The organism is Actinomadura sp. NBRC 104425 (assembly GCF_030269545.1).
Classification (GTDB): Bacteria; Actinomycetota; Actinomycetes; order Streptosporangiales; family Streptosporangiaceae; genus Spirillospora; species Spirillospora keratinilytica.
The window spans coordinates 62,086-85,014 of the sequence record NZ_BSTN01000010.1; the positions used below are offsets into that span (position 1 = coordinate 62,086).

General features: G+C 74.0%; 25 protein-coding genes. 12 read left to right on the plus strand and 13 right to left on the minus strand.

The features are described 5' to 3' along the window. Window positions 1-11: 11 nt before the first annotated feature. Genes QSK22_RS17235 through QSK22_RS17255 form a run of 5 tightly spaced genes read right to left on the minus strand, consistent with a single transcriptional unit; the run spans window position 12 to window position 2,563 of the window. Window positions 12-194, minus strand: a complete 183-nt coding sequence (locus tag QSK22_RS17235) for a hypothetical protein (protein WP_285495214.1) — start codon at window positions 192-194, stop codon at window positions 12-14. Further along, a complete protein-coding gene (locus tag QSK22_RS17240) occupies window positions 191-829 on the minus strand; it encodes a hypothetical protein (protein WP_285495215.1) in 639 nt (212 codons plus the stop codon). The genes QSK22_RS17235 and QSK22_RS17240 overlap by 4 nt, the downstream gene beginning before the upstream one ends. After that, entirely contained in the window at window positions 826-1,293 is a 468-nt protein-coding gene (locus QSK22_RS17245) for a thioredoxin domain-containing protein (protein WP_285495216.1), read from the minus strand. Before QSK22_RS17245 ends, QSK22_RS17240 begins: the two co-directional genes overlap by 4 nt. Continuing rightward, on the minus strand, window positions 1,290-1,832 hold the full coding sequence (locus QSK22_RS17250; protein WP_285495217.1) for a MauE/DoxX family redox-associated membrane protein: 543 nt from the start codon (window positions 1,830-1,832) through the stop codon (window positions 1,290-1,292). Before QSK22_RS17250 ends, QSK22_RS17245 begins: the two co-directional genes overlap by 4 nt. Continuing rightward, window positions 1,832-2,563 (minus strand): hypothetical protein, encoded by a 732-nt coding sequence (locus QSK22_RS17255; protein WP_285495218.1) that lies wholly within the window; start codon window positions 2,561-2,563, stop codon window positions 1,832-1,834. Before QSK22_RS17255 ends, QSK22_RS17250 begins: the two co-directional genes overlap by 1 nt. 220 nt (window positions 2,564-2,783) lie before the next feature. Between QSK22_RS17255 and dut the strand changes: the two genes are divergently transcribed. Continuing rightward, complete coding sequence (dut, locus tag QSK22_RS17260; RefSeq protein ID WP_502872323.1) at window positions 2,784-3,257, plus strand: dUTP diphosphatase; 474 nt, start codon at window positions 2,784-2,786, stop codon at window positions 3,255-3,257. Window positions 3,258-3,260: 3 nt separating this feature from the next. After that, entirely contained in the window at window positions 3,261-4,103 is an 843-nt protein-coding gene (locus QSK22_RS17265) for a DUF3710 domain-containing protein (protein ID WP_285495219.1), read from the plus strand. A 105-nt stretch (window positions 4,104-4,208) separates the two neighbouring features. Here QSK22_RS17265 and QSK22_RS17270 read toward each other — a convergent pair whose 3' ends face one another. Continuing rightward, entirely contained in the window at window positions 4,209-4,691 is a 483-nt protein-coding gene (locus tag QSK22_RS17270) for a CBS domain-containing protein (protein ID WP_285495220.1), read from the minus strand. A gap of 97 nt (window positions 4,692-4,788) precedes the next feature. Here QSK22_RS17270 and QSK22_RS17275 point away from each other — a divergent pair, with 97 nt between their 5' ends. Continuing rightward, window positions 4,789-5,616, plus strand: coding sequence for a DsbA family protein (locus QSK22_RS17275; RefSeq protein WP_285495221.1), 828 nt, complete (start codon window positions 4,789-4,791; stop codon window positions 5,614-5,616). A gap of 12 nt (window positions 5,617-5,628) precedes the next feature. Here the strand turns inward: QSK22_RS17275 and QSK22_RS17280 are convergent, their stop codons facing one another. Next, window positions 5,629-6,879, minus strand: coding sequence for a L,D-transpeptidase (locus QSK22_RS17280; RefSeq protein WP_285495222.1), 1,251 nt, complete (start codon window positions 6,877-6,879; stop codon window positions 5,629-5,631). Window positions 6,880-7,147: 268 nt separating this feature from the next. On the opposite strand from QSK22_RS17280, the gene QSK22_RS17285 reads away from it, so the two are divergent. Both QSK22_RS17285 and QSK22_RS17290 read left to right on the plus strand, forming a co-directional pair. Beyond that, a complete protein-coding gene (locus QSK22_RS17285; RefSeq protein WP_285495223.1) occupies window positions 7,148-7,573 on the plus strand; it encodes an OB-fold nucleic acid binding domain-containing protein in 426 nt (141 codons plus the stop codon). A gap of 26 nt (window positions 7,574-7,599) precedes the next feature. Further along, a complete protein-coding gene (locus QSK22_RS17290) occupies window positions 7,600-8,373 on the plus strand; it encodes a DUF3159 domain-containing protein (protein WP_502872324.1) in 774 nt (257 codons plus the stop codon). Between the two features lie 111 nt (window positions 8,374-8,484). Here the strand turns inward: QSK22_RS17290 and QSK22_RS17295 are convergent, their stop codons facing one another. Then, window positions 8,485-9,144, minus strand: a complete 660-nt coding sequence (locus QSK22_RS17295) for a potassium channel family protein (protein ID WP_285495224.1) — start codon at window positions 9,142-9,144, stop codon at window positions 8,485-8,487. Then, window positions 9,144-9,809 carry a potassium channel family protein gene (locus QSK22_RS17300; protein ID WP_285495225.1) on the minus strand — a complete coding sequence of 222 codons (666 nt, stop codon included), beginning with the start codon at window positions 9,807-9,809 and terminating at the stop codon, window positions 9,144-9,146. Before QSK22_RS17300 ends, QSK22_RS17295 begins: the two co-directional genes overlap by 1 nt. Window positions 9,810-9,985: 176 nt before the next feature. On the opposite strand from QSK22_RS17300, the gene QSK22_RS17305 reads away from it, so the two are divergent. Then, window positions 9,986-12,034, plus strand: coding sequence for an APC family permease (locus tag QSK22_RS17305; protein WP_285495226.1), 2,049 nt, complete (start codon window positions 9,986-9,988; stop codon window positions 12,032-12,034). Then, window positions 12,027-13,367 (plus strand): class I SAM-dependent RNA methyltransferase, encoded by a 1,341-nt coding sequence (locus QSK22_RS17310; RefSeq protein WP_285495227.1) that lies wholly within the window; start codon window positions 12,027-12,029, stop codon window positions 13,365-13,367. The genes QSK22_RS17305 and QSK22_RS17310 overlap by 8 nt, the downstream gene beginning before the upstream one ends. 239 nt (window positions 13,368-13,606) lie before the next feature. Here the strand turns inward: QSK22_RS17310 and QSK22_RS17315 are convergent, their stop codons facing one another. Beyond that, window positions 13,607-14,368, minus strand: coding sequence for a class I SAM-dependent DNA methyltransferase (locus tag QSK22_RS17315; RefSeq protein ID WP_285495228.1), 762 nt, complete (start codon window positions 14,366-14,368; stop codon window positions 13,607-13,609). A gap of 122 nt (window positions 14,369-14,490) precedes the next feature. On the opposite strand from QSK22_RS17315, the gene QSK22_RS17320 reads away from it, so the two are divergent. Then, window positions 14,491-14,883, plus strand: a complete 393-nt coding sequence (locus tag QSK22_RS17320; protein WP_285495229.1) for a helix-turn-helix domain-containing protein — start codon at window positions 14,491-14,493, stop codon at window positions 14,881-14,883. 95 nt (window positions 14,884-14,978) lie between these two features. Here QSK22_RS17320 and QSK22_RS17325 read toward each other — a convergent pair whose 3' ends face one another. Then, window positions 14,979-16,007, minus strand: a complete 1,029-nt coding sequence (locus QSK22_RS17325) for a glycoside hydrolase domain-containing protein (RefSeq protein ID WP_285495230.1) — start codon at window positions 16,005-16,007, stop codon at window positions 14,979-14,981. 235 nt (window positions 16,008-16,242) lie between these two features. Between QSK22_RS17325 and QSK22_RS17330 the strand changes: the two genes are divergently transcribed. Beyond that, on the plus strand, window positions 16,243-17,247 hold the full coding sequence (locus QSK22_RS17330) for a COG1361 family protein (protein ID WP_285495231.1): 1,005 nt from the start codon (window positions 16,243-16,245) through the stop codon (window positions 17,245-17,247). Window positions 17,248-17,337: 90 nt separating this feature from the next. Beyond that, complete coding sequence (locus tag QSK22_RS17335; RefSeq protein ID WP_285495232.1) at window positions 17,338-18,264, plus strand: LLM class F420-dependent oxidoreductase; 927 nt, start codon at window positions 17,338-17,340, stop codon at window positions 18,262-18,264. Window positions 18,265-18,329: 65 nt separating this feature from the next. Here the strand turns inward: QSK22_RS17335 and QSK22_RS17340 are convergent, their stop codons facing one another. After that, complete coding sequence (locus tag QSK22_RS17340) at window positions 18,330-20,048, minus strand: MFS transporter (protein WP_285495233.1); 1,719 nt, start codon at window positions 20,046-20,048, stop codon at window positions 18,330-18,332. Between the two features lie 209 nt (window positions 20,049-20,257). Here QSK22_RS17340 and QSK22_RS17345 point away from each other — a divergent pair, with 209 nt between their 5' ends. Next, a complete protein-coding gene (locus tag QSK22_RS17345) occupies window positions 20,258-21,007 on the plus strand; it encodes a TetR/AcrR family transcriptional regulator (RefSeq protein WP_285495234.1) in 750 nt (249 codons plus the stop codon). 37 nt (window positions 21,008-21,044) lie between these two features. Here QSK22_RS17345 and QSK22_RS17350 read toward each other — a convergent pair whose 3' ends face one another. Beyond that, complete coding sequence (locus QSK22_RS17350) at window positions 21,045-21,884, minus strand: TIGR02452 family protein (RefSeq protein ID WP_285495235.1); 840 nt, start codon at window positions 21,882-21,884, stop codon at window positions 21,045-21,047. A gap of 111 nt (window positions 21,885-21,995) precedes the next feature. Between QSK22_RS17350 and QSK22_RS17355 the strand changes: the two genes are divergently transcribed. Further along, a complete protein-coding gene (locus tag QSK22_RS17355) occupies window positions 21,996-22,922 on the plus strand; it encodes a DUF3152 domain-containing protein (RefSeq protein WP_285495236.1) in 927 nt (308 codons plus the stop codon). Window positions 22,923-22,929: the final 7 nt, after the last annotated feature.

The window sequence follows — 22,929 nt, forward strand, 5'->3', positions numbered from 1 at the left end:
CTGTTACGCGTTCAAACCGACCCCGACAGCGCGTATCCGGCCAGCGCACCCACCGACGCCCAGCACAGGACGGTCGCGTCCCTGGCCGCCGCGGCCACCGCGAGCAGCGCCAGCGCGGCGGCCGGCGGCAGCGGATCGGTCAGGGCGCGGCGCAACCGCCCGGCCGCGGCGGGCGCGTCCGGGGCGGCCGTCACTTCTTCTTCACCTTTTTCGCCTTCTTCACCCCGTCCAGGTCGTCGTCCCACTCGACGTCGGGGACGGGCGGCTCCTTCGGGGCGGGCGCGGTGCGGCACGACACCGCCTTGCGGCAGATGGTCCGGTACCAGTTGCCGTGCCTGGACTTCTTCCAGCCGTCGTGGCACCGCCAGGTGACGCCGCCGCTGCAGCCGCCGCACTCGCCGGCGTACGCCCACAGCCAGCCGTCGTACCCGCCGCCGTAGCACTGGTTGGGGCGCAGTTTGTACCTGCCGGGGTCGGACGCGCCCGACTTGTGGAAGCCCTTGTGCCTGCCGCTGGTCCGGCAGCAGGACGGGCACACCAGGCTCGGCCCGCAGCCGGGGGAGCAGTTGTGGTCGTGCGCGTAGGACGGGCAGCGCGGATAGATGTCGTAGTTGCCGGCCAGGCGGAAACCGGCGGCCAGCGCCTGCCGGGCGGGCGGGAACACGCCGAGCGCGTGCAGCCCGGCGGTCGCCCCGGCGGCGGCCAGCCCCGCGAGCAGCCCGCGCCGCCCCGGCAGCGGAGGACGCCCGCCGGGTGCGCGGCGGCGGACGCGCGCGGCACCGGGCGGGCGGGGCCCGCGCAGCGGCGGCACGTCCTCCGGGCCGATCACCGCGCCGCCTCCGCCGCCGCCAGCTCGCGCAGGGCCTCTGGCGAGCCCACGGGCTCGGCGGCCCGCACGCGCCCGGTGCCGTCCACGAGCACCGCGAACGGCGTGGCGGGGATGCGGTACGCGGCGAACAGGCCGTCGTGCTCGTCGGACAGGACGGCCGCCGCGCCCGGCACCTCGTCGTCCGGCGCCGGGCCGGAGAAGACCGCCCGCACCGGATGGCCGAGCGCCCCCGCGGCCGCCAGGACCTCCTCGCACACGCCGCAGTCGCGGTCCAGGAACAGCAGCAGGCCGGGGCCGAGCCGGTCGAACCCGGGCGCCGGCGACCCCGGGGCCGGGCCGAGCGGGGCGGTGCGCGGGGCGCCCCCGCCCAGGGCGTGCACCTGCCGGACGAGCCCGGCCACCACCAGGGCCAGCAGGAGCAGCACCGCCCACGTCACCAGCAGCGCACTGGTTACGAAACTCATCCGGCCGAACTCCTCTCCCGCTCCTGCGCCAGGGCGGACGGCAGCGACCACAGCAGCACCGCCAGCACCACCCCCATGGCGACGACGATCAACGACTCGGCGGCGGGACGGGACGCGGGCGGCCCCCAGACGGCGCCCGCCAGCGCCAGGACGGCCGGCACGCCCGCACGGACGGCCACCCACCCGGTCATCGGCGTCGAGGCGTCACCCGCGCAGCCGCACGGCACCGGGTGCGGGCTCGTCCTCGCCACATGCGCCGCATACAGCGCGTAGACGCCCAGCAGGACGGCGGCCACGGCCAGGCACGCGCGCAGCAGATCGTCCAGGCCCAGAAGCAGCCCCGCCGTCGCCCCCGCGCCGGTGACCGCCTCGGCCGCCACCGCCAGCACCGCCACCGGCCGCACCAGCGGACCCGGCACCGCCCCGTGCGCCCGCACCGCCGCGACGAGCACCCCGGGTCGCCGCGCGTGCCCCCACAGCGACACGGCCAGCACCAGCGGAACCGCGACCGCCGCGATCCCGACCGCAAGCCCGGCCATCACCGGACCGCCTCGACCGCCAGCCCGGCCAGCCGCCCGGGGATCCGCTCGGCCAGATGCTCCTCCGGCAGCACCGTGACCAGCAGCTCCCGCAGTGCCAGCAGGAAGTACGGGCCCTGCCCGGGCAGGGTGTCGCGGAACAGCTCGCCGCCCGCGACCGGCGCGCCCCGCCACGGCGGCAGTCGCCGCCGGGTCCGCGCGTCCAGCGCGGCGATCTCCAGCAGCCCCAGCCCCGGCACCTCCTTCACCAGCACGGCGTCGGTGACCGCGGCGGCCGCCGGACCGGACGGCGCCGCGAGCCCGGGTCGGCGGGCGCGGCCGCGCGGCACGGCGGTGATCCCGTCGTCGTGCTCGGTGAGCCGCAGCGCGTCGAAGAACGCCACCGCGTCGGCCGGGCGCGCGTGGTACAGGTGCGTGAACACCGCGTGGCGCCGCCCCTCCCATATCGCGGCCAGCACCGGCTCGCGCATGCCGGTGGCCGGGTCGCCGATCGCGGTGCGGCCGGTGCGCAGCCGCCCGCCGTGGATGCGGAACTCCTGGTCGAGCCGCCGCACGCCGATGTCCGCGGCCCAGGCCAGCGCGTCGGCGCGGGTGCCGGCGGAGAACTCGTGCAGGCGGTCGGCGACGGCGATGCGCGCCACCGAGGTCACCGGGCGGCCCAGGTCGTGCCGGCCCGACAGCCGGACCCGGACGCCGTCGAGCGACCGGTGAACGGCGACCTGGCGCCTCACTGCGGCCCCCCTCTCCCGCGACCACGACTACGGAAGACGACGAAAGTGACACTACGCGATCGGAGTGTCACACGGTGCAATGCCGCCGGAAGCGGTCAACAGGCTGTGGGTAAAGTCCTTTCGGCGGCGCCGCGCGGCGTGCTCGGCACCGTTCACCGCCCCGCCCTGGATAGGCTCGGACGGTTCCCGGCGGCGCCCGACCGACCAGCGAGGAGACTTCGTGAGCAAGGTGGACGTGCTCATCCGGCGGCTCGACCCCGACCTGCCGCTGCCCGCGTACGCCCATCCCGGAGACGCCGGCGCCGACCTGGTCACCGCGGTCGACGTGGAACTGGCCCCCGGCGAGCGCGCGACGGTGCCCACCGGCATGGCGATCGCGCTGCCAGACGGCTATGCCGCGTTCGTTCACCCGCGTTCCGGTTTGGGCGCTAGGTTGGGGGTGACCATTGTGAACGCACCGGGTACGGTCGATGCCGGCTATCGCGGTGAGATCAAGGTGACCCTGCTGAACACCGACCCACGCGCCACCGTCCGGCTGCGGCGCGGCGACCGCATCGCCCAGATGGTCGTGCAGCGGGTCGAACACGCGGTCTTCCACGAGGTCGCCCGGCTTCCCGGGTCCGCCCGCGGGAACGACGGTTTCGGCTCCACGGGCGGGTTCGCGGATAATCGGTACGGTAACGAAGGAGCGTGAGTCGTGGCTTTTGGACGTCGCCGGCGGGACGACAAGCCCGCCGAGAAGCCCGAGCGGACAGCCGACGAGCGGGCGGAGGCGGCGGACGCCGAGACCGAGGCCGAGACCGAGGCTCCCGAGAAGGAGGCCGTCTCCCGCAGCGGACCGTGGGACTTCCAGGACTCCTATCCCGAGATGCAGCGGCTGGACTTCGGGTCCCTGCTGGTCCCTGTGGCGCAGGGGCTGGGCTTCCAGGTGAATTTCGAGGCGACCCAGGTCGACGAGGAGGGCAACCCGATCGACGCCCGCCCGGTCGCGGTGCTGGTCCAGCACGGCGAGAGCGCCATGCAGCTGCAGGCCTTCGCCGCGCCCAAGCGCAGCGGCATCTGGGACGACGTGCGCCGTGAGACCGCCAAGGACATCCAGGAGCAGGCCAACGGCCAGGTCCAGGAGGGCGAGGGCCCGTTCGGCCCCGAGATGGTGGCCATGGTGCCCGCCGCGCTGACCGAGGAGGTCCTGGCGGAGATGCCGCAGGAGGTGCGCGAGCAGATCCCCCAGGAGTTCATCGACCAGGGCTGGGCGCCGCAGCTGATCCGCTTCCTGGGCATCGACGGGCCGCGCTGGTTCCTGCAGGCCGTGGTGCAGGGCGCCGCGGTGCAGGACGAGGAGCAGTGGCAGGTCCTGGAGGACGTGCTGCGCAACGTGGTGGTGATCCGCGGCGAGCACCCCATGCCACCGCGGGAGCTGCTGGAGCTGCGCATCCCCAAGGAGTTCAGCGAGGCCGACGAGCAGCAGGAGCAGGAGGAGGAGAAGGTGCAGACCTTCGATCCCTTCGAACGCGGCCCGGAGATCACCGAGGTCCGCTGACCCCGCCGCCCGCGGGCCGGGCGAGGCCGAGCACGACCTGGCGGGACGGGCCCATCGGGCACGGGCCCGTCCCCGCCCTGTTGTCCTGCGCCCGGTCGTCCTGTGCTAGTCGTCCGGCGCGGCGGCGGACGCGGGCAACAGCCGTTCCAGCAGGTCGGACACGGTGATCGCGCCGATCAGGCGGCCCCGCCGGCCCTCCCGGCCGTCCACGACCGCCACCACCGGGCTGTGCGTCTCGGCCATCAGCGCGGCGATCTCCATCACCTGCGCGTCGCCGGGCACCACCGGCAGGCGCGGCGCCCGCTCCGGCACCAGCACGTCCCGCACCTTCCGGCCGACGAGTCGCCGGCACATGCGGTCGGCGTGGCCCTCGTCGTAGACGTGGGCCAGCGTCGGGTCCGCCTGAACATAGTGCGGGACGACGAACCGCAGGATCTGCGACCCGGGCAGCACCGCCACCGGATACCCGTCGTCGTCCACCACGATCAGCCCGGGCAGCCGCCGCTCGGCCAGCATCCGGGCCGCCTCCAGCGCGTCGGCCTCCGGCCGCGTGACCGGGAAGGGCCTGGCCAGTTCATGTGCCTGCACACCTCGAACGCTACTGCGCCGTGGCGGAGACGGCGCCGAGCGCCGCGATCATCCAGACTGGGGCCGGACCGGTCGTGCGGAGCGAGGGAGGCGTGCGGTGCCGCAGCGCGGTGACGAACCCGCGGACGTGATCGAGGCGGGTGGGGACGACGAGCCCGGCGCGGGGCGCGGCGGCCCGCTCGCCCGCCTGTTCGGCGGGCGGTCGCGCACCGCCGCCGCGGTCGCCGCCGCGGTCGTCGTGCTGGGGGTGATGGCGTTCGCCGCGCTGACCCGCGACGGCGGCCGCACGTCCGGCGACCGCGCCGACGAGCAGGGCGGCATCCCCGAGGTGGAGGCGCCCTCGTCCCCGACCCCCCACCCCACCCCCACGGTGACGTGGCCCGGGCCCACCCCGCCGCCCGACGACCCCGCCCTGTTCAAAGGCAGCGACAAGGCGCCGGTCACGATCGTGGAGTTCGGCGACTTCCAGTGCCCCAAATGCGGCACGTTCGCCCGGCGGACCCAGCCCGAGCTGATCCGCCGCTACATCGACACCGGGGTGGTCCGGCTGGTCTGGCGCGACTTCCCCACGTTCGGCGAGGAGTCCATGCGGGCGGCGGTGGCGTCCCGCGCGGCGGCCCGGCAGGGCCGGTTCTGGCAGTTCCACGACGCGCTGTACGCGCGGCAGCCCCGCATGAACAGCGGGCGGATCGATGACGAGTTCCTGCGCGACGTGGCCCGCCGCGCCGGACTGGACCTGGCCCGCTTCGACGCCGACCGCCGCGACCGCAAGGTGCGCGGCGCCGTCGAGGACGACTTCGCCTTCGGGCAGCGGCTCGGCGTCCCCGGCACTCCGGCGTTCCTGATCAACGGCGAGCCGTTCTTCGGCGCGCAGCCGCTGTCGGCGTTCGAGCAGGCCATCGAGAAGGCCCGCGCCGCCCGCTGACCCGCCCCGCCGTCACAGCCGCGAGGGCCGCACGGGGCGCTTGAGCGCACTGCCCGCCCGCCACACCGACCACGGCAGCTGCCAGTACCCCCATCCGTTGTGCCACTCCAGCGGCCGGTCGGTGCCGAGGATGGTGACGACGTCGCCCCGCAGCGACTGCGCGTAGAACCAGCGGGCGAACTCCGGGGACGCGTTCACGCAGCCGTGGCTGACGTTCGCCCGCCCCTGGGCGCGCACCGACCACGGCGCGGCGTGGACGTACTCCCCGCTGGAGGAGATCTGCACCGCGTGGCGGACCGTCTTGCGGTAGTAGCGGGGGTCCCTGCGGTCGGTGACGCCCATCCACGCCGATGACATCACCACCGGGTCGGCCTTGCCCATGGTCAGGTGGACGCCGCTGGTGGTGGTGTACTTGCGCGCCCCGCCCTTGCCCGCGCTGATGCCCGCCGACCGCACGGTGCGGCCGTTCACCCGCACGGTCATGCGGTGCCGCGGCACGTCCACGGTGCTGATCCGGGCCGGGCCCACGCGGAACCCGGTCGCGTGGTCGGACCGGCCGTACACGCCCGGCGCCGCCCGCACCCCCGCGGTGTGCGCCACCAGCGCCACCCGCTGCCCGGCGGGCCAGAACCGGCGCGGCCGGAACACCACCCGGCGGCCGTCCAGCCACCGCCACGCGCCCGGCACCGGACGGCTCATGCGCAGCTCCAGGGACCGTTCCACCGCCGCGCGGTCGAGCACCGGCCGGTCGAACACGACGATGACCGGCATGCCCACCCCGACCGTCTCACCCGCGCGGGGCGTCACGTCGGCGATCCCGAACGCGGCCTGCGGGCGCAGTGTGCTGAACCGCGCGGTGGCGGACGTGGGGCGGCCCCCTTCGACGCCGCTGGAGTCGACGGTGTAGACGGTGCCGGGGCGCAGCGTCCAGCGCGTGCGCCAGGTGCGGCGGTCGCGCGACATGCGGCCGGGCGCGCGGGTGCCGTCGGCGGCGCGCACGACGACGCGGCGCAGCGTGCCGCGCTGCGCGGTCACCACGATCCGCCGGTCGGGCCGCACCCCGCGCGCCCCGTGCCCGGGCGTGATCCAGATGGGCGGCGGCGCGGCCGCCGCCCCGGACGCGCGGGAGCCCCGTCCGCCCCCGCCGGCCTCGTGTCCGCCTCCGCCGCACGCGGCCAGGGCGGCGAGGGCGGCCGCGAGCGTCGCGGCCGCGCCCCCGGCCGTCCGGTTCCGCCAAGTCCGTGCGTTGCCCCTGCGCAGCATCCTGTCCCCGTACCGTCTGCCATGACCTGCCGATGAACATCCCTCTGTAGCGGTCGTCCTACGGAGGGTGACGCCACCAAAACCTAGACGCCGCGCGGCCCGGTCGGGGGGAGGCCGCCGAAGCCGCGCGTCTCGATTGGGTGACGGAACCGGGCCGCGCCGCCGCGGCACCGGCCCCGCCCGCCCGTCTCGTCGCAGGTCACCCCGGTTTCCGGCGTTCGCTCCGCCGTCCCGGGCAGTCCTTGCCGGGATGCCTTACGCTTCCAACATGGACGAGGTGCCGGCCGATACACGGGCCGCGACGCGCAAAACCCCCGAGTCCGATCGCGGACGCGGCGGGTTGCGACGCTTCCTGCGCCGCATGACGTCGAGCAAGGCCGAAATGGAGGCCGAAGAGCTGCAGAAGAGCAGCGGAGCGGAGGGCGCCACCCCCATCACCGCCTGCGCGGCGCGCAAGCGCGCCTGCGTGGCGGGTACGCTACGTACGGTGACCCTGCGACCCCGTGGCGGGGCTCCGGCCCTGGAGGCCGAGCTCTACGACGGCACCGACGTGATCAACCTGGTCTGGCTGGGCCGCCGCAAGATCGCCGGGATCGACCCGGGGCGGCGGCTGCGCGCCGAGGGACTGGTGAGCGTGCAGGACGGACGCAAGGTCATGTTCAACCCCCGCTACGAGCTGCGCGGGTCAGCGTGACCGCCGGCGCGGCGGAGGGAGGCCCGGTGGACGAGCGCGAGGCGAACGGGGGCGGCGTGGCCGCGGACGACGAGGTGGCGACCGGCGACGGCACGGCGCGCGGTGAGAACGCCGAGCGCGCCGAGCGCGGTGGGAACGCCGAGCGCGCCGGGGGCAGCGCGCACGACACGGTCGAGGCCGCGGTGCGGGCCCAGCTGGCCAAGGCGCTGGGCGGCGTCCGCGGCATGATCGAGGCCGCCGTGCCCACCATCGCCTTCACCACCGCCTACGTCGCGAGCAAGGACGTCAAGCTGGCCGCGGGCATCGGGGTCGGTGCGGCGGTGCTGCTGCTGCTCGTGCGGATCGCGCAGCGCTCCACCCCGCAGTTCGTGCTCAACAGCCTGGTGGGCATCGCGATCGCGGCGTTCTTCGCGCTGCGCTCGGGCCGGGCCGAGGACGCGTTCGTCCCCGGCATCCTGTACAACGCCGCCTACGCGGTCGGCATGATCTTCTCGATCGCGGTGCGCTGGCCGGTTGTGGGCTTCATCATCGGCTCGGTCACCGGCGACCCCACCGGGTGGCGCTCCGACCCGGGCGTGGTGCGCCTGTGCACCCGGCTGACCTGGCTGCTGGCGGTGCCCAACGTGCTGCGCGTGGCCGTGCAGTACCCGATCTACCTGGCCGACGGCGACCAGAGCGCCCTGCTGGGCCCCGTCAAGATCGTGATGGGCTGGCCGCTGCAGGTCGCCGCCCTGGCCGCCATGGTCTGGGTGCTCGCCCGCGGCCGCACCCCCCTCACCCCGCCCCGCCCCTCCGCGTAGGCGCCGACAGCAGGGGGGCCCGCGGAAAGCGCGGGCCGAACACCGCCCGTCATGTCTTCCAGGGGGCGCCCGTGACGCCCTGCGGGCGGTCGGCGCCCGCAGGGCGCGGGGTCAGCGGGCGCCGAGGAGTTCGGCGAGCTCCTCCTCGACGTCCTGGCTGGCGACGAACATCAGCTCGTCGCCCGGTTCGAGGGTGTCGTCGCTGCTGGGGACCAGCACGCGGCCCTCCCGCAGGATCGCCACCAGCGCGGTGTCGCGCGGCCAGGACACCGACCCGACGCGCTCGCCGCCCAGCGGGGCGTCCTCCGGCAGCGTCAGCTCGACCAGGTTGGCCTCGCCCTGCCGGAACGTCATCAGCCGGACCAGGTCGCCGACGCTGACCGCCTCCTCGACCAGGGCCGACAGCAGCCGCGGCGTCGACACCGCCACGTCCACGCCCCACGACTCGTTGAACAGCCACTCGTTCTTGGGGTGGTTGATGCGGGCCACCACGCGCGGCACCCCGTACTCGGTCTTGGCCAGCAGCGACACCACCAGGTTGACCTTGTCGTCCCCGGACGCGGCGACGACCACCTGGCAGCGCTCCAGCGCCGCGTCGTCCAGCGAGGAGATCTCGCAGGCGTCGGCCAGCAGCCACTCGGCCCGCGGCACCGTCTCCACCTTGATGGCGCGCGGGCTCTTGTCGATCAGCAGCACCTCGTGGCCGTTCTCCAGCAGCTCCTGGGCGATGGAGCGGCCCACCGCCCCGGCTCCGGCGATCGCAACCCGCATCAGGCCTCCTCCTCACCGCGCGCGGCCACCGCCGCGTTGACCCGCTCCAGGTCGTCGGCGCGGGCCATGATGTGCACGATGTCGCCGTCCTGGATGACGGTGTCGGCCTCGGGCACCAGCGCCTCGCCCATCCGGGACAGGAACGCCACCCGCGTGCGGGCGGCCTCCTCCAGCGCGGCCACCTTGTCGCCGACCCAGGCGGGGCCGAGGTCCAGCTCGGCCAGCACGACCTCGCCGGTCGGGTCCCGCCACAGCGGCTCGGTGCCCTCGGGCAGCAGCCGGCGCAGGATCTGGTCGGCCGTCCACCGCACGGTCGCGACCGTCGGGATGCCGAGCCGCTGGTACACCTCGGCGCGGCGGGGGTCGTAGATCCGGGCGACGACGTTGTCGACGCCGAAGGTCTCCCTGGCCACCCGGGCGGAGATGATGTTGGAGTTGTCGCCGCTGCTGACCGCCACGAACGCCGACGCCTGCTCGATCCCCGCCTCGGCGATCACGTCGCGGTCGAACCCGAACCCGGTGATGCGCCGCCCCTTGAAGCCGCTGCGCAACCGGCGGAACGCCTCCGGATTCTGGTCGATGATGGCCACCGAGTGGCCCTTGTCCTCCAGGATGTGGGCGAGCGTCGACCCCACCCGCCCGCAGCCCATGATCACGATATGCACGGCCGTTCCTTCTCCGGTTACCCCCAGGATCGCTCCTGCTCGGACGATCCATGCCGGGCTGCAAAACTACACATCCGCCCAGGCGAGTACTACCCGACCGGGCGGAACTCCAGCCATCGGTACGCCCGGGACGGGCCGGTGCGAACGGTGCGGGACCGGCGGCTAGAGTCTCATCCGTGTCGAAGGCATCCGACCTCGTCAAGCGGCTGGTCGTCGGCCGGGCCCTGCGCAGCACGCAGCTGCACGAGCAGCTGCTCCCCAAGCGCATCGCATTGCCGATCTTCGCCAGCGACCCGCTGTCCTCGGTCGCGTACGCGCCGCAGGAACTGCTCATGATGCTGGCGGTCGCAGGGGTGTCATTCTACGCCTACGGGCCGTGGATCGCCCTGGCGATCGTCCTGCTGATGGCGGTCGTCGTCGCCTCGTACCGGCAGAACGTCCACGCCTACCCCAGCGGCGGCGGCGACTACGAGGTCGCCACCGTCAACCTGGGGCCCAACGCCGGGCTCACCGTGGCCAGTGCGCTGCTGGTCGACTACGTGCTGACCGTCGCGGTGTCGGTGTCGTCGGGGGTGGACAACATCGGCTCGGCGATCCCGGTCATCGGGGAGAACCCGGTCGCCGCCGCGCTGGCCATCATCGCCCTGCTGACCGTGATGAACCTGCGGGGCGTCCGGGAGTCTGGAACGTTCTTCGCCATCCCCACCTACGCGTTCGTCGCGGGCGTGCTGTGCATGGTCGCCTACGGGCTGTTCCGGCTGGGCGTGCTCGGCGACCACCTGCGCGCGCCCACCGCCGACCTGCAGGTGCGCCCCGAGCACAGCGACCTGGCCGGGTTCGCCGTGCTGTTCCTGCTGCTGCGGGCGTTCTCGTCCGGCTGCGCCGCGCTGACCGGCGTGGAGGCGATCAGCAACGGGGTGCCGGCGTTCCGCAAGCCCAAGAGCCGCAACGCCGCCACCACGCTGCTGATGATGGGCACGATCGCGGTCACCATGTTCTGCGGCGTGATCGTGCTGGCGCTGGAGTCGCACGTGCGGGTGGCCGAGAACCCCGCCGCCGACCTGCTGCGCGACGGGCGTCCGGTCGGCCCCGGCTACATCCAGGAGCCCATCCTCACCCAGGTCGCCTCGGCGGTGTTCGGCGACGGCTCGCTGCCGTTCTTCTACATCGCCGTGGTCACCGCGCTGATCCTGTTCCTGGCCGCCAACACCGCCTACAACGGCTTCCCGGTGCTCGGCTCGATCCTGGCGCGCGACGGCTACCTGCCGCGCCAGCTGCACACCCGCGGCGACCGGCTGGCGTTCAGCAACGGCATCATCATCCTGGCGACCATGGCCGGGCTGCTGGTGTACGCCTTCCACGCCGAGGTCACCAAGCTGATCCAGCTGTACATCGTCGGCGTGTTCGTGTCGTTCACGCTCGGCCAGATCGGCATGGTGCGGCACTGGAACCGGCACCTGGTCACCGAGACCGACCCGGCCGTGCGGCGGCACATGAAGCGCTCGCGGATCATCAACGCGGTCGGCGGCTCCACGACCGGGCTGGTGCTGGTGATCGTGCTGCTGACCAAGTTCACGCACGGCGCGTGGATCGTGTGCATCGCCATGCCGGTGCTGTTCGTGATCATGAAGGGCATCCGGGGGCACTACGACCGGGTCCGCGAGGAGCTGACCCCCACCGGCGAGGACGTGGCGCTGCCCGCCCGCAACCACGCGATCGTCCTGGTGTCCAAGCTGCACAAGCCGACACTGCGGGCGCTGGCGTACGCGCGGGCGACCCGCCCCTCCACCCTGGAGGCGGTCACCGTGGCCGTCGACCACGACGAGGCGCGGCGGCTGCAGGGCGAATGGGAGGCCCTCGACCTGCCCGTCCCGCTGAAGATCCTGGACTCGCCGTACCGGGAGGTCACCCGGCCGGTGCTGGAGTATGTCAAGAGCGTGCGCCGCAAGAGCCCCCGCGACGTGGTGACGGTGTTCCTGCCCGAGTACGTGGTGGGCCACTGGTGGGAGCATCTGCTGCACAATCAGAGCGCGCTGCGGCTGAAGGGGCGGCTGCTGTTCGTGCCCGGCGTGATGGTGACGAGCGTGCCGTGGCAGCTGGCTTCGTCCGACCGGCTCAAGGGGCGTCCGGAGCCGCCCGGCCCGGGGGCGGTGCGGCGGGCCCGCGAGGCACCGCGCAGGGACGGGATGCACGCGGGCGGCGGTATCGTGTCCAAGCGTGACTGATCTGGGGGCGGACCCGGGCACGGACCCGGAAGCGGACGAACTTCTCGAACTGGAAGTGGGCGGCGTCGGCAACGGCGGCGTCTGCGTGGCCCGCCACGAGGGGCGGGTGGTGTTCGTTCGGCACGCCCTGCCCGGTGAGCGCGTGCGGGCGCGGGTGACCGAGCGCACCAAGCGGTTCCTGCGGGCCGACGCCGTGGAGGTCCTGGAGGCGTCCCCCGACCGGGTGCAGCCGCCGTGCCCGTTCGCCGGGCCGGGCCGCTGCGGCGGCTGCGACTGGCAGCACGTGTCGCTGCCCGCGCAGCGCCGCCTCAAGGCCGCCGTCGTGGCGGAGCAGCTGCGGCGGGTGGCGGGCATCGAACGCACGGTCGTCGTCGAGGAGCTGCCGCACGCGCCGGACGGCCTGGGCTGGCGCACGCGGGTGCAGTTCGCCGTCCGCCGCGACGGCGCGGTCGGCCTGCACCGGCACCGCTCCCACGACATCGAGCCGATCGACGAGTGCCTGATCGCCCACCCCGGGGTGGAGGCGATGGGCATCGAGCGCAAGCCCTGGCGCGGCGCCGCGTCCGTCGAGGGCGTGGTGTCCGCCGCGACCGGCGACCGGGTGGTGGTCGTCCGCGGCGGCGCGAAGGCGCGCGTGCCCCGCCTGGACGTGCCCGTCCGGGTGCTGCGCGGCCGTCCCGAGCCCGGCAAACCGGTCCCGTACGTGCGCGAGGAGGTGTCCGGGCGCCTGTTCCAGGTCAGCGGCGGCGGCTTCTGGCAGGTGCACCCGGGCGCCGCGCAGGTGCTCACCGACGCGGTGCTGGACGCTTTGCGGCCCCGCCCCGGGGAGATCGCCCTCGACCTGTACAGCGGCGCCGGCCTGTTCGCCGCCGCTCTCGGCGAACGCGTCGGCCCGGACGGGCTGGTGGTGGCCGTCGAGTCCGACGCCCAGGCCGTCCGCGACGCCAAGTTCAACCTGCGCGACCTGCCCCAGGTGGCCGTCGAGCGCGGCGCGGTCGCCGACGTGATCGCCGAGCTGGAGTTCGGCCGCGCCGACGGCGGGTCCGACCGCGCCCAGCCCAAGCGCGGCGACCACCGGGGCGGCTCCCGGGTGCGGGGCGCCGACGTGGTCGTACTGGACCCGCCCCGCGCCGGGGCGGGCCGCGAGGTGGTCGAGCACGTCGCCCGCCTGGCCGACCGCCGGATCGCCTACGTGTCGTGCGACCCGGCCACCCTGGCCCGCGACCTGGCCTACTTCGCCGACCGCGGCTGGACGCTGGCGAACCTGCGCGCCTTCGACGCCTTCCCCATGACCCGCCACGTGGAGGTCCTGGCGGTGCTGGACAAGGGGTAGTCGTCTTCCGATCTCCTGCGAGATCAATGCGGGCGGCACAACACGGCTGACACGGCCGATGAGCGAGCCCGCCCAGTGCTGGTCGTCACGCGACCCGACGACCTGACCGCCGACCTCGTCATCGAACAACTCAACACATGAGCACCTCCCGGCCAAGGCCGGCACATCCCGTTGAAGACCCGAGGTCGGTCAGGCGTTGGGCCGGACCCCGCCGGGAGGTGCCCATCCAATCGGCTCTGTCAGGCGTGGGTGAGGCGGAGCCTGGACTGGCGGTGGCCGGTCCGGGCCCAGTCGTCCATGGGCCGGGCGGACAGGCCGTGCCGGGCGGCCAGCGCGACGAGCGTGCCCGTGCGGTAGTAGAAGTCCTCGTGCAGGACGTGGTGCTCCTCGCCGTCGGTGCGGTTGTAGGTGAAGTCGAAGAAGCCGCCCGGGGCCAGCACCCGCCCCACGTTCGCCAGGCACTCGTCGATCACCTGGACGGGGCAGTGGGAGAACACGCTGTGAGCGTGCACGACGGTGAAGTGCGCCGCGGGCAGGAACTCCAGGCGCAGGTCGCCCACCAGCGTCAGGTGCGGGAGGCGGTCCTGCAGCCCGTCGCGGACGATGGTGTCCTGGGCGGCCAGCAGTATGTCGGGGGAGATGTCCACCCCGTAGTAGTGGCCGGGCTCCAGGTACCGGACGAACAGCCGCCCCGCGCGCAGGTTGCCGCAGCCGATCTCCAGCATCCGGTCGCCGGGGGACAGCCCGTGCCGGGCCAGATAGTCGAACTGGAGCCTGCCGAGACGCTCCCAGTGCTCGGGTGACGGCGTGCCGACCGCGCCGTTGGGGCTGCGCGCCGCGTCCGAGCGCATCACGGCCCGGTAGTAGCTCACGTGGTCGCGGGCCCGCGCCCGCAGCCAGGCGTCGCGGGCCAGTCTGCGCGCGTACGGCACGATGCGCCGCGGATTGCGGACGGCGTATCCCACCTTGTACGACAGGCGCGCACGGTTCTTGGCCTCCATGGGCGGAGCATGCCCGGCCAGACCGGACCGGAACGCCCGGTTAATCCGCGGAAAGGATGGTCAAGGAAACCTTCGTCGTCCTGTTACTGGATGTTCCCGATGTTTCCGCCATGCTGGGACGCATGGGGGGTGAGCCGGACCGCGGGCGGGTGGCCAAGTACGTGGCGGCCCGCCGGGGAGCGCTCGGCCTGACGCAGGAGCGCCTGGCCGAACGCGCGGGGGTCACCGTCAAGACCGTCTACAACCTGGAGTCGGCCGAGCGCTGGCCGCAGGCGCGCACCCGCGCCGCCATCGAGGAGGCGCTGGAGTGGCGGCCGGGCGACCTGGTGCGCATCGCCGAGGGCGGCGAGCCGACCCCCTACGAGGAGGGCGAGCCGGACGAGGTGGCCGTGACGCTCCGCGAACTGGAGGAGCTGGGCGCCTACTTCGCCGCCCTGCGGGCCGATCCGGGGGACAAGCGCCGGATGGCCCTGGCCTTCCTGCGCGCCCTGTACGGGGAGCCGGAGGGGCGCTGACCGGCCGGCCCGCCCGGCGCCTTCCATGATCAGTGGCTTTCCGGAACTGACCGGTTGTTGCGCCCCTGACGGCGCGAGCAGACGATCGCGTCTGCTCACCTGCGCCAGTAGAGCAGTTTCGCGCTTCCGGCGGTCACGGCGGCCTCGCCGTCGCCGTGCTGGACGACCTGGAAGCGCACCCGGTGGCCGTCGTTGACGGTGTCGGCCGGAACCCCGTACAGCACGAAGGTGTCGCCGCCGGACGCCCTGAAGTCCTGCACCGGCCCGATGTCGTACTGCGCGGTGTCGTCGGCGTCCACCTCGATCAGCCGCGCCTGCACGCGCGTGCCCGCCGGCACGCCGCGCAGCCGCACCGACGCGGTGACGGCGTACCGGGCGGGGCCGTTGAGCAGGCTCGGACCGCCCGCGTCTGTGTGCTGGTGCCCGCTGTCGGCGTACTCCTTGTCCCACCGGATCGTCGTCCACGCGCCGGGGGCGAGCGCCTGCTCGGCGGTGAGGCCGACGGACACGTATCCGGGGGTGTCGTCCTCGCCGGGTGAGACGCCGACGCGCCACTGCCCGTAGTCGTCCGCCATGGCGCGGTCGTAGTCGACGCTCACACCGTTGATCTTGTGGTCGTTGGAGTACTGCTGGATCTGGGCGCGCTCGTCCCACTTGCCGCCCGACCAGGCGTAGGTCTGCCACGCCCAGCGGGCCTTGCCCGCATCCAGCGCGCGCTTGACGGGGCCGTAGCCCCCGTACAGGCCGACCCGGTTGCGGCCGATCACCGACGCCGCCCCGTCGAGGTAGGCGTTGATGGCGGCCTGCTGGCTCGCGGACGCGTCGAAGTCCACGGCGAAGTAGATCGGCCGGTCGTCGGGCATGCCGCAGTCCGCGGCCTGCTCGGCGGCGTCCCGGGCGTCGGCGGCGCCGCCCGCGCGGCCCGACAGCGCCCGCTGCGCGGTGGTCTCCCACACCACGACCAGCCACAGGCCGGCCCGCGACAGCTGGTCGGCCTCGGCCCGGGTCAGGTTCTTGCCCGAGGTGTCGTGCGACAGGTACCGGCACACGAACGTGGCGCCGGCCTTCTTCAGGGCGGCCGGGCCGGGGCGTCCCCAGGCGTAGTCGACGCCGAACACACTCATGCTCACTCCACGTGGCGGTAGCAGTCGTTGTGCAGTCGATTCAACTCGTCACATGGGACGTCCGCAGAGAATCAGCCACATCTCAGGGTGCTTCGGCCGGTCCGACGGGCAGGCCGCCACTTGGCGAAAGGTTGACGCGGCGGCCGGTGCGACACGCCGCGGCCGCGCTGGTAACGCGTTCGGGCCCCCGCTACAACTGACCTGCTCTGATCGGCCGGGTCACGGGGGGACCATCATGATCGAGAAGGTGGGGGTGCGCGCCGTCGCGCGCGGCCTCGTCGTACCGCTCACCGCGCTGCCGCTGCTGGCGGCCGCCGGGGCGGCCGGGCCCGCGGGCGCGGCCGAGACGCGGCCCTGGCCGCCCACGGGCACCGCCACGTCGGCCTGGCCGCCCACGGGCACCGCCACGTCGGCCGGGCCGTCCGGCGGGTACGGCGCGCCGTCGTTCGCGGGGGCCGGCAGCGGCAGGACCAAGGCGGCCCGGGGGATCGTCATCACCACGGCCGCGCCGCGGGGTCCGCTGCTGCCGGGACGCACCTACAGCTGGCCGTTCGCCGTGACCAACAAGAACCGCCAGCGGGTCGGGCCGCTGGTGCTGCGGATGCGGATGTCCAGGCCGCTGATCTACGTGTCCGGGCAGCGCCACTGCTCGTTCGGCCGCGGCGTGGCGTCCTGCCGGCTCGGCACGCTCCGGCCGGGGCAGACGGTCGTGGGCGTGCTGACCGCCCGGGTCGCCCGGACGGCCCGGCCGGGCCAGGCGGTCGGCGGCCGACTCACGGTGACCTGGGGGCGGCCGGCCACGGTCAGCCACGCGTTCCCGCTGGTGAGGGTCGCCCGGACCGCCGACCTGTCGGTGCTGCACCGGGCGTCTTCCCGGGTCCGCTCCGGCCGGCCCATCACCTACCTGGTGCGGGTGCACAACGCGGGGCCGTCCGCGGCCCGGGGCGTCGTCGTCGCGGCCAGGGTGCCGGGCGGCCGCAGGAACGTGGTGCGGATGGTGCGCGGAGGCTGCCGCCGCCACGACCACTTCCTGATGTGCCACCTCGGGACGATCGCGCCCGGCGGGAACAGGACGCTCCGCTACAGGCTCATGCCGCGCCGCGCCGGCTGGGGGCCGCGGCCGGGCTCCGTGGTGCGCTCCAGCGTCAAGGTCACCGCGTCGACCACCGACCTGGACCTGCACGACAACGCCGCCGGCGCCGCCACCAGGGTGCTGCCCGCGCGCCGCGCCCCGTGGTGACCACCGCGCCGCGCCCGCGCCGACCGGGTGTCGGCACGATTCCGGGGCCCGATGGCGCGGACGGGGTGAGTTCCGTACCAGGATGGCAGCATGCGTCTTCGAATCTTCACCGAGCCCCAGCAGGGGGCGAGCCACGAGACACTGCTGTCGGTCGCCAAGGCCACCGAGGAACTCGGATTCGACGCCTTCTTCCGCTCGGACCACTACCTGAAGATGGGCGACGTGAGCGGGGAGCCGGGCCCGTCCGACGCCTGGATCACGCTGGCCGCGCTGGCCCGCGAGACGTCCCGGATCCGGCTGGGCACGCTGATGACCGCGGCCACCTTCCGCCTTCCCGGGCCGCTGGCCATCGCGGTGGCCCAGGTGGACCAGATGAGCGGCGGCCGGGTGGACTTCGGCATCGGCACCGGCTGGTTCGACGCCGAGCACACCGCCTACGGCATCCCGTTCCCGAGCATGAAGGAGCGGTTCGACCGGCTGGAGGAGCAGCTGGAGATCATCACCGGGCTGTGGCGGACGCCCGTGGGCGAGACCTTCTCCTTCGAGGGCGCCCACTACGCGCTGACCGACTCGCCGGCGCTGCCCAAGCCGGCCCAGGCGGGCGGCCCGCCGATCCTGCTCGGCGGGCTCGGCGCCAAGCGCACCCCGCGGCTGGCGGCCCGGTACGCCGACGAGTTCAACGTGCCGTTCGCCAAGGTGGACGCCACCGGCGCCGCCTACGAGCGGGTCCGCGCGGCCTGCCGGGAGGCGGGACGGGACAAGCCGATGGTGTACTCGGCCGCCCAGGTGGTGTGCGTCGGCCGCGACGAGGCGGAGATCAAGCGGCGGGCTGACGCGATCGGCCGCGAGGTGCCGGAGCTGCGCGAGAACGGCCTGGCCGGCACGCCCGGCGAGGTCGTCGACAAGCTGGGCAGGCTCGCCGAGATCGGCACCGAGTGCGTCTATCTGCAGGTCCTGGACCTCAGCGACCTGGAGCACCTGGAGCTGATCGCCTCCGAGGTCCTCGGCAAGGTCTGACGCCGCGTACCGGCCCGGGCCGCCGTGCCGCACCGCCTCGCGGCGGCACGGCGGCCCGGCCCGTGTCAGGCGGTCGCCGCGACGGCGGGGTCGGCGGTGCCGGCGGCGTCCTCGTCCGGGCGGGCGTGCCGGGGCAGCAGGAAGGTCAACAGGAACGTCAGCCCGAGCATCCCGATCACGACCCACAGCGTCGCGGTCATCGCGTCGCCGAAGCCCTCCTTGGCGGAGCGTTCCGCGGCCGTGCCGACCGCCTGGCGGATCGCGGGGGCCGCGGCCGGGTCGGCGGACGCGGCGGCGGCCAACTCCCGTCCCAGCCGCATGCAGGACGCGGGCACCTGTTCGCCGTCCTTGGCCGAGGCGCGGTCGCGTCCGCAGGCGCGCAGGTCGGCGGCGATGCGGTCGCGCTGCGGAGCGGGGATGGAGGCGGCGGCCAGCCGGTCGCGCAGGGCGGGCGCGGCATGCTCGGCCTGCTCGGCGACCTGCCCGCCGAGCAGGCCGAAGAAGACGGTGCCCAGCACGGCGGCGCCGAGCGCGCTGCCGAACTGCTGCACGGCGGTGAGCGTGCCGCCCGCGGAGCCGGTCTCGTGCGGCTCCACGCCCGACACCACGATGTCGAAGAACGGGGCCATCAGCAGGCCCATGCCGATACCGCAGACGAGCAGGGCGGGGGTGAGCTGCCACGGGCCGACCCCGGTGCCCGCGATGTTCAGGGTGAGCACGATGCCGGCGATCCCGGCGGCCATGACGGCGGTGCCGGCGTGGATGACGGCGCGTCCGAACCGCTGCACGGCCTGCGCGACGCCGAACCCGGCGAGGATGCCGAGCGACCACGGCACCTGGGACAGCCCCGCCTTCAGCGACGAGTAGCCGAGCCCCATCTGCAGGTAGAGGCTGAACACCAGCCCGAAGCCGGTCATGCCGGCGAAGAACACGACGCCGACCAGCAGCCCGGCGGTGAAGCCCCGCTTGCGGAACAGGCCGGGGATGACCAGCGGGTCGCGGCCGGCCCGCTGGATTCGCGCCTCGTACCAGGCGAAGACGCCGAACACCGCGACCGACAGGGCGAGCAGCGCGAAGATCCAGGCGGGCCAGTCCAGTTCGCGGCCCTGGACGACCGGGTAGACCAGCAGGCCCGCGCCGAGCGCCGCCAGCGCCGCGCCGGGCAGGTCCAGTCGCGCGGTGCCCCCGCCGCCGTCCCGGGGCAGGTAGCGCAGGCCCGCCAGCACCGCCGCCAGGCCCAGCGGCAGGTTGATCAAAAAGATCATCCGCCAGCCGGTGCCGAACAGGTCGGCGCCGGTCAGCCAGCCCGCCAGCACCGGACCGCCCACCGACGACGCCCCCATGACCGGGCCGAAGGCGGCGAACGCCGTGCCGACCTCCTTCGGCGGGAACATCTGCTTGATCATGCCGAGGCCCTGCGGCAGCATCAGCGCGCCGAACAGGCCCTGGGCGACGCGCGAGCCGACCAGCATGCCGGGCGACTGGGCGAGCCCGCACAGCAGCGAGGCCGCGGTGAAGCCGGCCGCGCCGGTCAGGAACATGCGGCGGCGCCCGTACAGGTCGCCGAGCCGCCCGCCGATGATCAGGCCGATCGCCATGGCGAGGGTGTAGCCGGCGGTCAGCCACTGGACGGTGCCGGCCGAGCCGCCGAGGCCGGCGCGGATGGTGGGCGCTGCGATCGCGGTGACCAGCGCGTCCAGCATGTCCATGACCTCGCCGGCGAGGATCACCATCAGGGCCGCCCAGCGCCACCGGTAGGCGGGGGCGGCGTCCGTGTCGGACATCGATTCTCCAGAGGGGTTCGGGGCGGGGGGACCACCCGCACATGGAACACTGTTCGTTTTACGAACATCGTTCTATGTCGGGAACGGTGTTCGTGTCAAATACGCTGTTCGTGCTCGACCGAGACGAGAGACGGCCGCCATCTCTCTGTGATGGAGAAGATATATCGCGTTGGCGGCCAGTCAAGTCATATCGTGAAACGGGAGGTTCCGTGTCGGACACCGGCGCCCCGGAGATGCCCGCGCCGCCGTGGCGCAGCAGGCGCAGACCGGCCGCGCCGCCGCGCCAGCCGCTCAGCCAGGAGCGCATCGTCGACGTCGCGCTGCGCCTGCTGGACGCCGAGGGGCTGGACGCGGTGAGCATGCGCCGCGTCGCGCAGGAACTGGGCACCGGCCCGGCCTCGCTCTATGCGCACGTCTCGGGCAAGGAGGAGCTGTTCGAGCTGATGCGGGAGCGGGTCGCGGGGGAGGTGCGCATCCCGGAGCCGGACCCGGCGCGCTGGAGCGAGCAGCTCCGGGAGACGGCCCGGGAGATGCACCGGGTGCTGAGCGCCCATGCCGACATCGCCCGCGTGTCGATGGCCACCATCCCCACCGGGCCCAACGCGATGCGCATCGCCGAGGGACTGCTGTCGATCATGCTGGCGGGGGGAGTTCCGCCCCAGATCGCGGCCTTCACGATCGACCAGATCTCGCTGTACGTCACGGCCCACGTGTACGAGGCGTCGCTGCACATGGCCCGCCAGCGCGCCCACGGCGGCAGCGCCGAAGAGTACATGGCGGAGTTCCTCGGCCAGGTCCGCGACTACTTCTCCAGCCTGCCGCCCGACCGGTTCCCCCACGTGGTGCGGCACGTCGGGGAGCTGATGAGCGGCGGCGGCGACGAGCGCTTCGAGTTCGGCCTCGACCTGCTGGTCCGCGGCCTGGAGTCCTACGTCGCCGCCCGCCCGGCCGGCGCCTGACGCGGGCGTCGGGCAGGGGGCGTCAGGCAGGGGGGCGTCAGGAGGTCAAGGGCGCCAGGACGCGTTCGAAGGCGGCCCGGCGGGGCGCCCCGTCGGCCGGGTCGAACACGGCGAACACCACGTGGTCGAACCGGCCGGCGAACTCGCCGGCCAGCGGCTCGGCGAACGCCCGGGCGACCTCGGCCGGGTCGTTGCGGAACACGCCGCAGCCCCACGCGCCCAGCACCAGCCGCTGGTGGCCGCGGTGCGCCGCCACCGCGAGGATCTTGCGGGCGCGCAGCCGCAGCACCTCGGGGATCCGCGCAACCGCCCGCTCGTCGCGGATCGCGCCGCGATTGGGCGCCGGCGAGGTGAGGAACGCCACATCGTACGGCTCCTCCAGCAGCCGCCCGGCATCGTCGCGGAACACCGGCACACCCGGCGAGTAGATCATGTGGTCGCTGTAGAGCAGGTCGCACTGGGCCCGGTGGAAGTCGTAGTACTCGCGGGCGGAGGTCAGCGACGCGTACAGCGCCGACGAGCGGGCCAGCCCCTCCTCCTGGGCGTGCGCGCCGTTGAGGAAGCCGCCGCCGGGGTTCTTGGCGGACGCGAAGTTGAGCGCCAGCGGAGTGCGACCGCTGTCGTGCAGACGGCGGGCGGCCGCCAGGGTCGTCTCCGCGGTAACCTCGACGCGCGTGCCGCCGCCCGCCCCGGCCGCGTCCGGCAGCCGGGCGAGCAGCCCGTCGAGCTCGGCGGGGCGGTACAGCACCGTGCCGCGCACCGCGGCGTCGATCCGGTCGGCGAGGGCCACGGTGCGGCCGGACGGCGCGGTGTAGCCGCCGCGCTCGATGATGGCCACGGTCTGCTGGGCGGTCTGCCGCCGGGGGTGTCTGCTCATGGCGGCACGAGTCTGCCGGGCCGGGGTGGAGGCCGCAAACCGGTTTTGTCGCCCAGCAATAAGTCGTGATTTGGCAACATTTCAGATGCTTTCTGGCATCCTGGGCGGGCCATGGAGCCACCGAGACCACCAAGCGCGCCGCCCCCGCCGGACGTCCGCGTCCCCGGCGCCGGCCCGGACGCGCGCGACGTCCCCGCGGTCTTCGACGAACAGCTCGAACGGTCGCTGGGAGCCGGACGGCGACGCCGCGCCGGGGCGATCGCCCTGGGCGTCCTGGCCGCGCTGCTGGTCGCGGCGGCCATCGCCGGCATCGGCGCGTTCGTCTTCCAGGGCGGGACGATGGGCGGCGCCGCCTCCAGCGCCCAGGTGCGCAAGACGGCCGCCTCGCCCTCCGCCGACGAGACGAAGGCCCGCATCGAGGCCGAGCCGTCGGCCCCGGCCAGCATCACGCCCTCGACCGAGACGTACATCCCCAAACGCGGCACCGGCAAGTTCACCCGCCCCAAGGGCTCCAACAAGACGTTCGGGAGCGGCGGACGGCTCATGCGCTACATGGTCGAGGTGGAGGGCGGCCTCCGGCAGGACCCCGCCGACTTCGCCCGCGAGGTCGACCGCATCCTGGCGCACCCGCGCGGCTGGACGGCCTCCAAACGGGTGTCGTTCCGCCGCGTGGACTCCGCCCCCTACGACTTCGTGGTGCGCCTGGCCTCGCCCGGCACCACCGACAAGCTGTGCGCCGCCTACGGCCTGGACACCGAGGGCAAGGTGAACTGCGCCGGAGGCAAGGAAGTCGTGGTCAACCTGCGGCGCTGGCTGCTGCTCACCCCCTACTACAAGGGCAAGCCGGGCGACTACCACGCGCTGACCATCAACCATGAGGTCGGCCACCGGCTCGGGTACGGCCACGCGACCTGCCCCGGCAAGGGCCGCCCCGCCCCCGTCATGCAGCAGCAGATCTTCGGGCTCAAAGGCTGCGTCGCCAACCCCTGGCCCTACGACCGCAAGGGCCGCTTCATCACCGGCCCGTCGGTGCCCTGACCCGGAA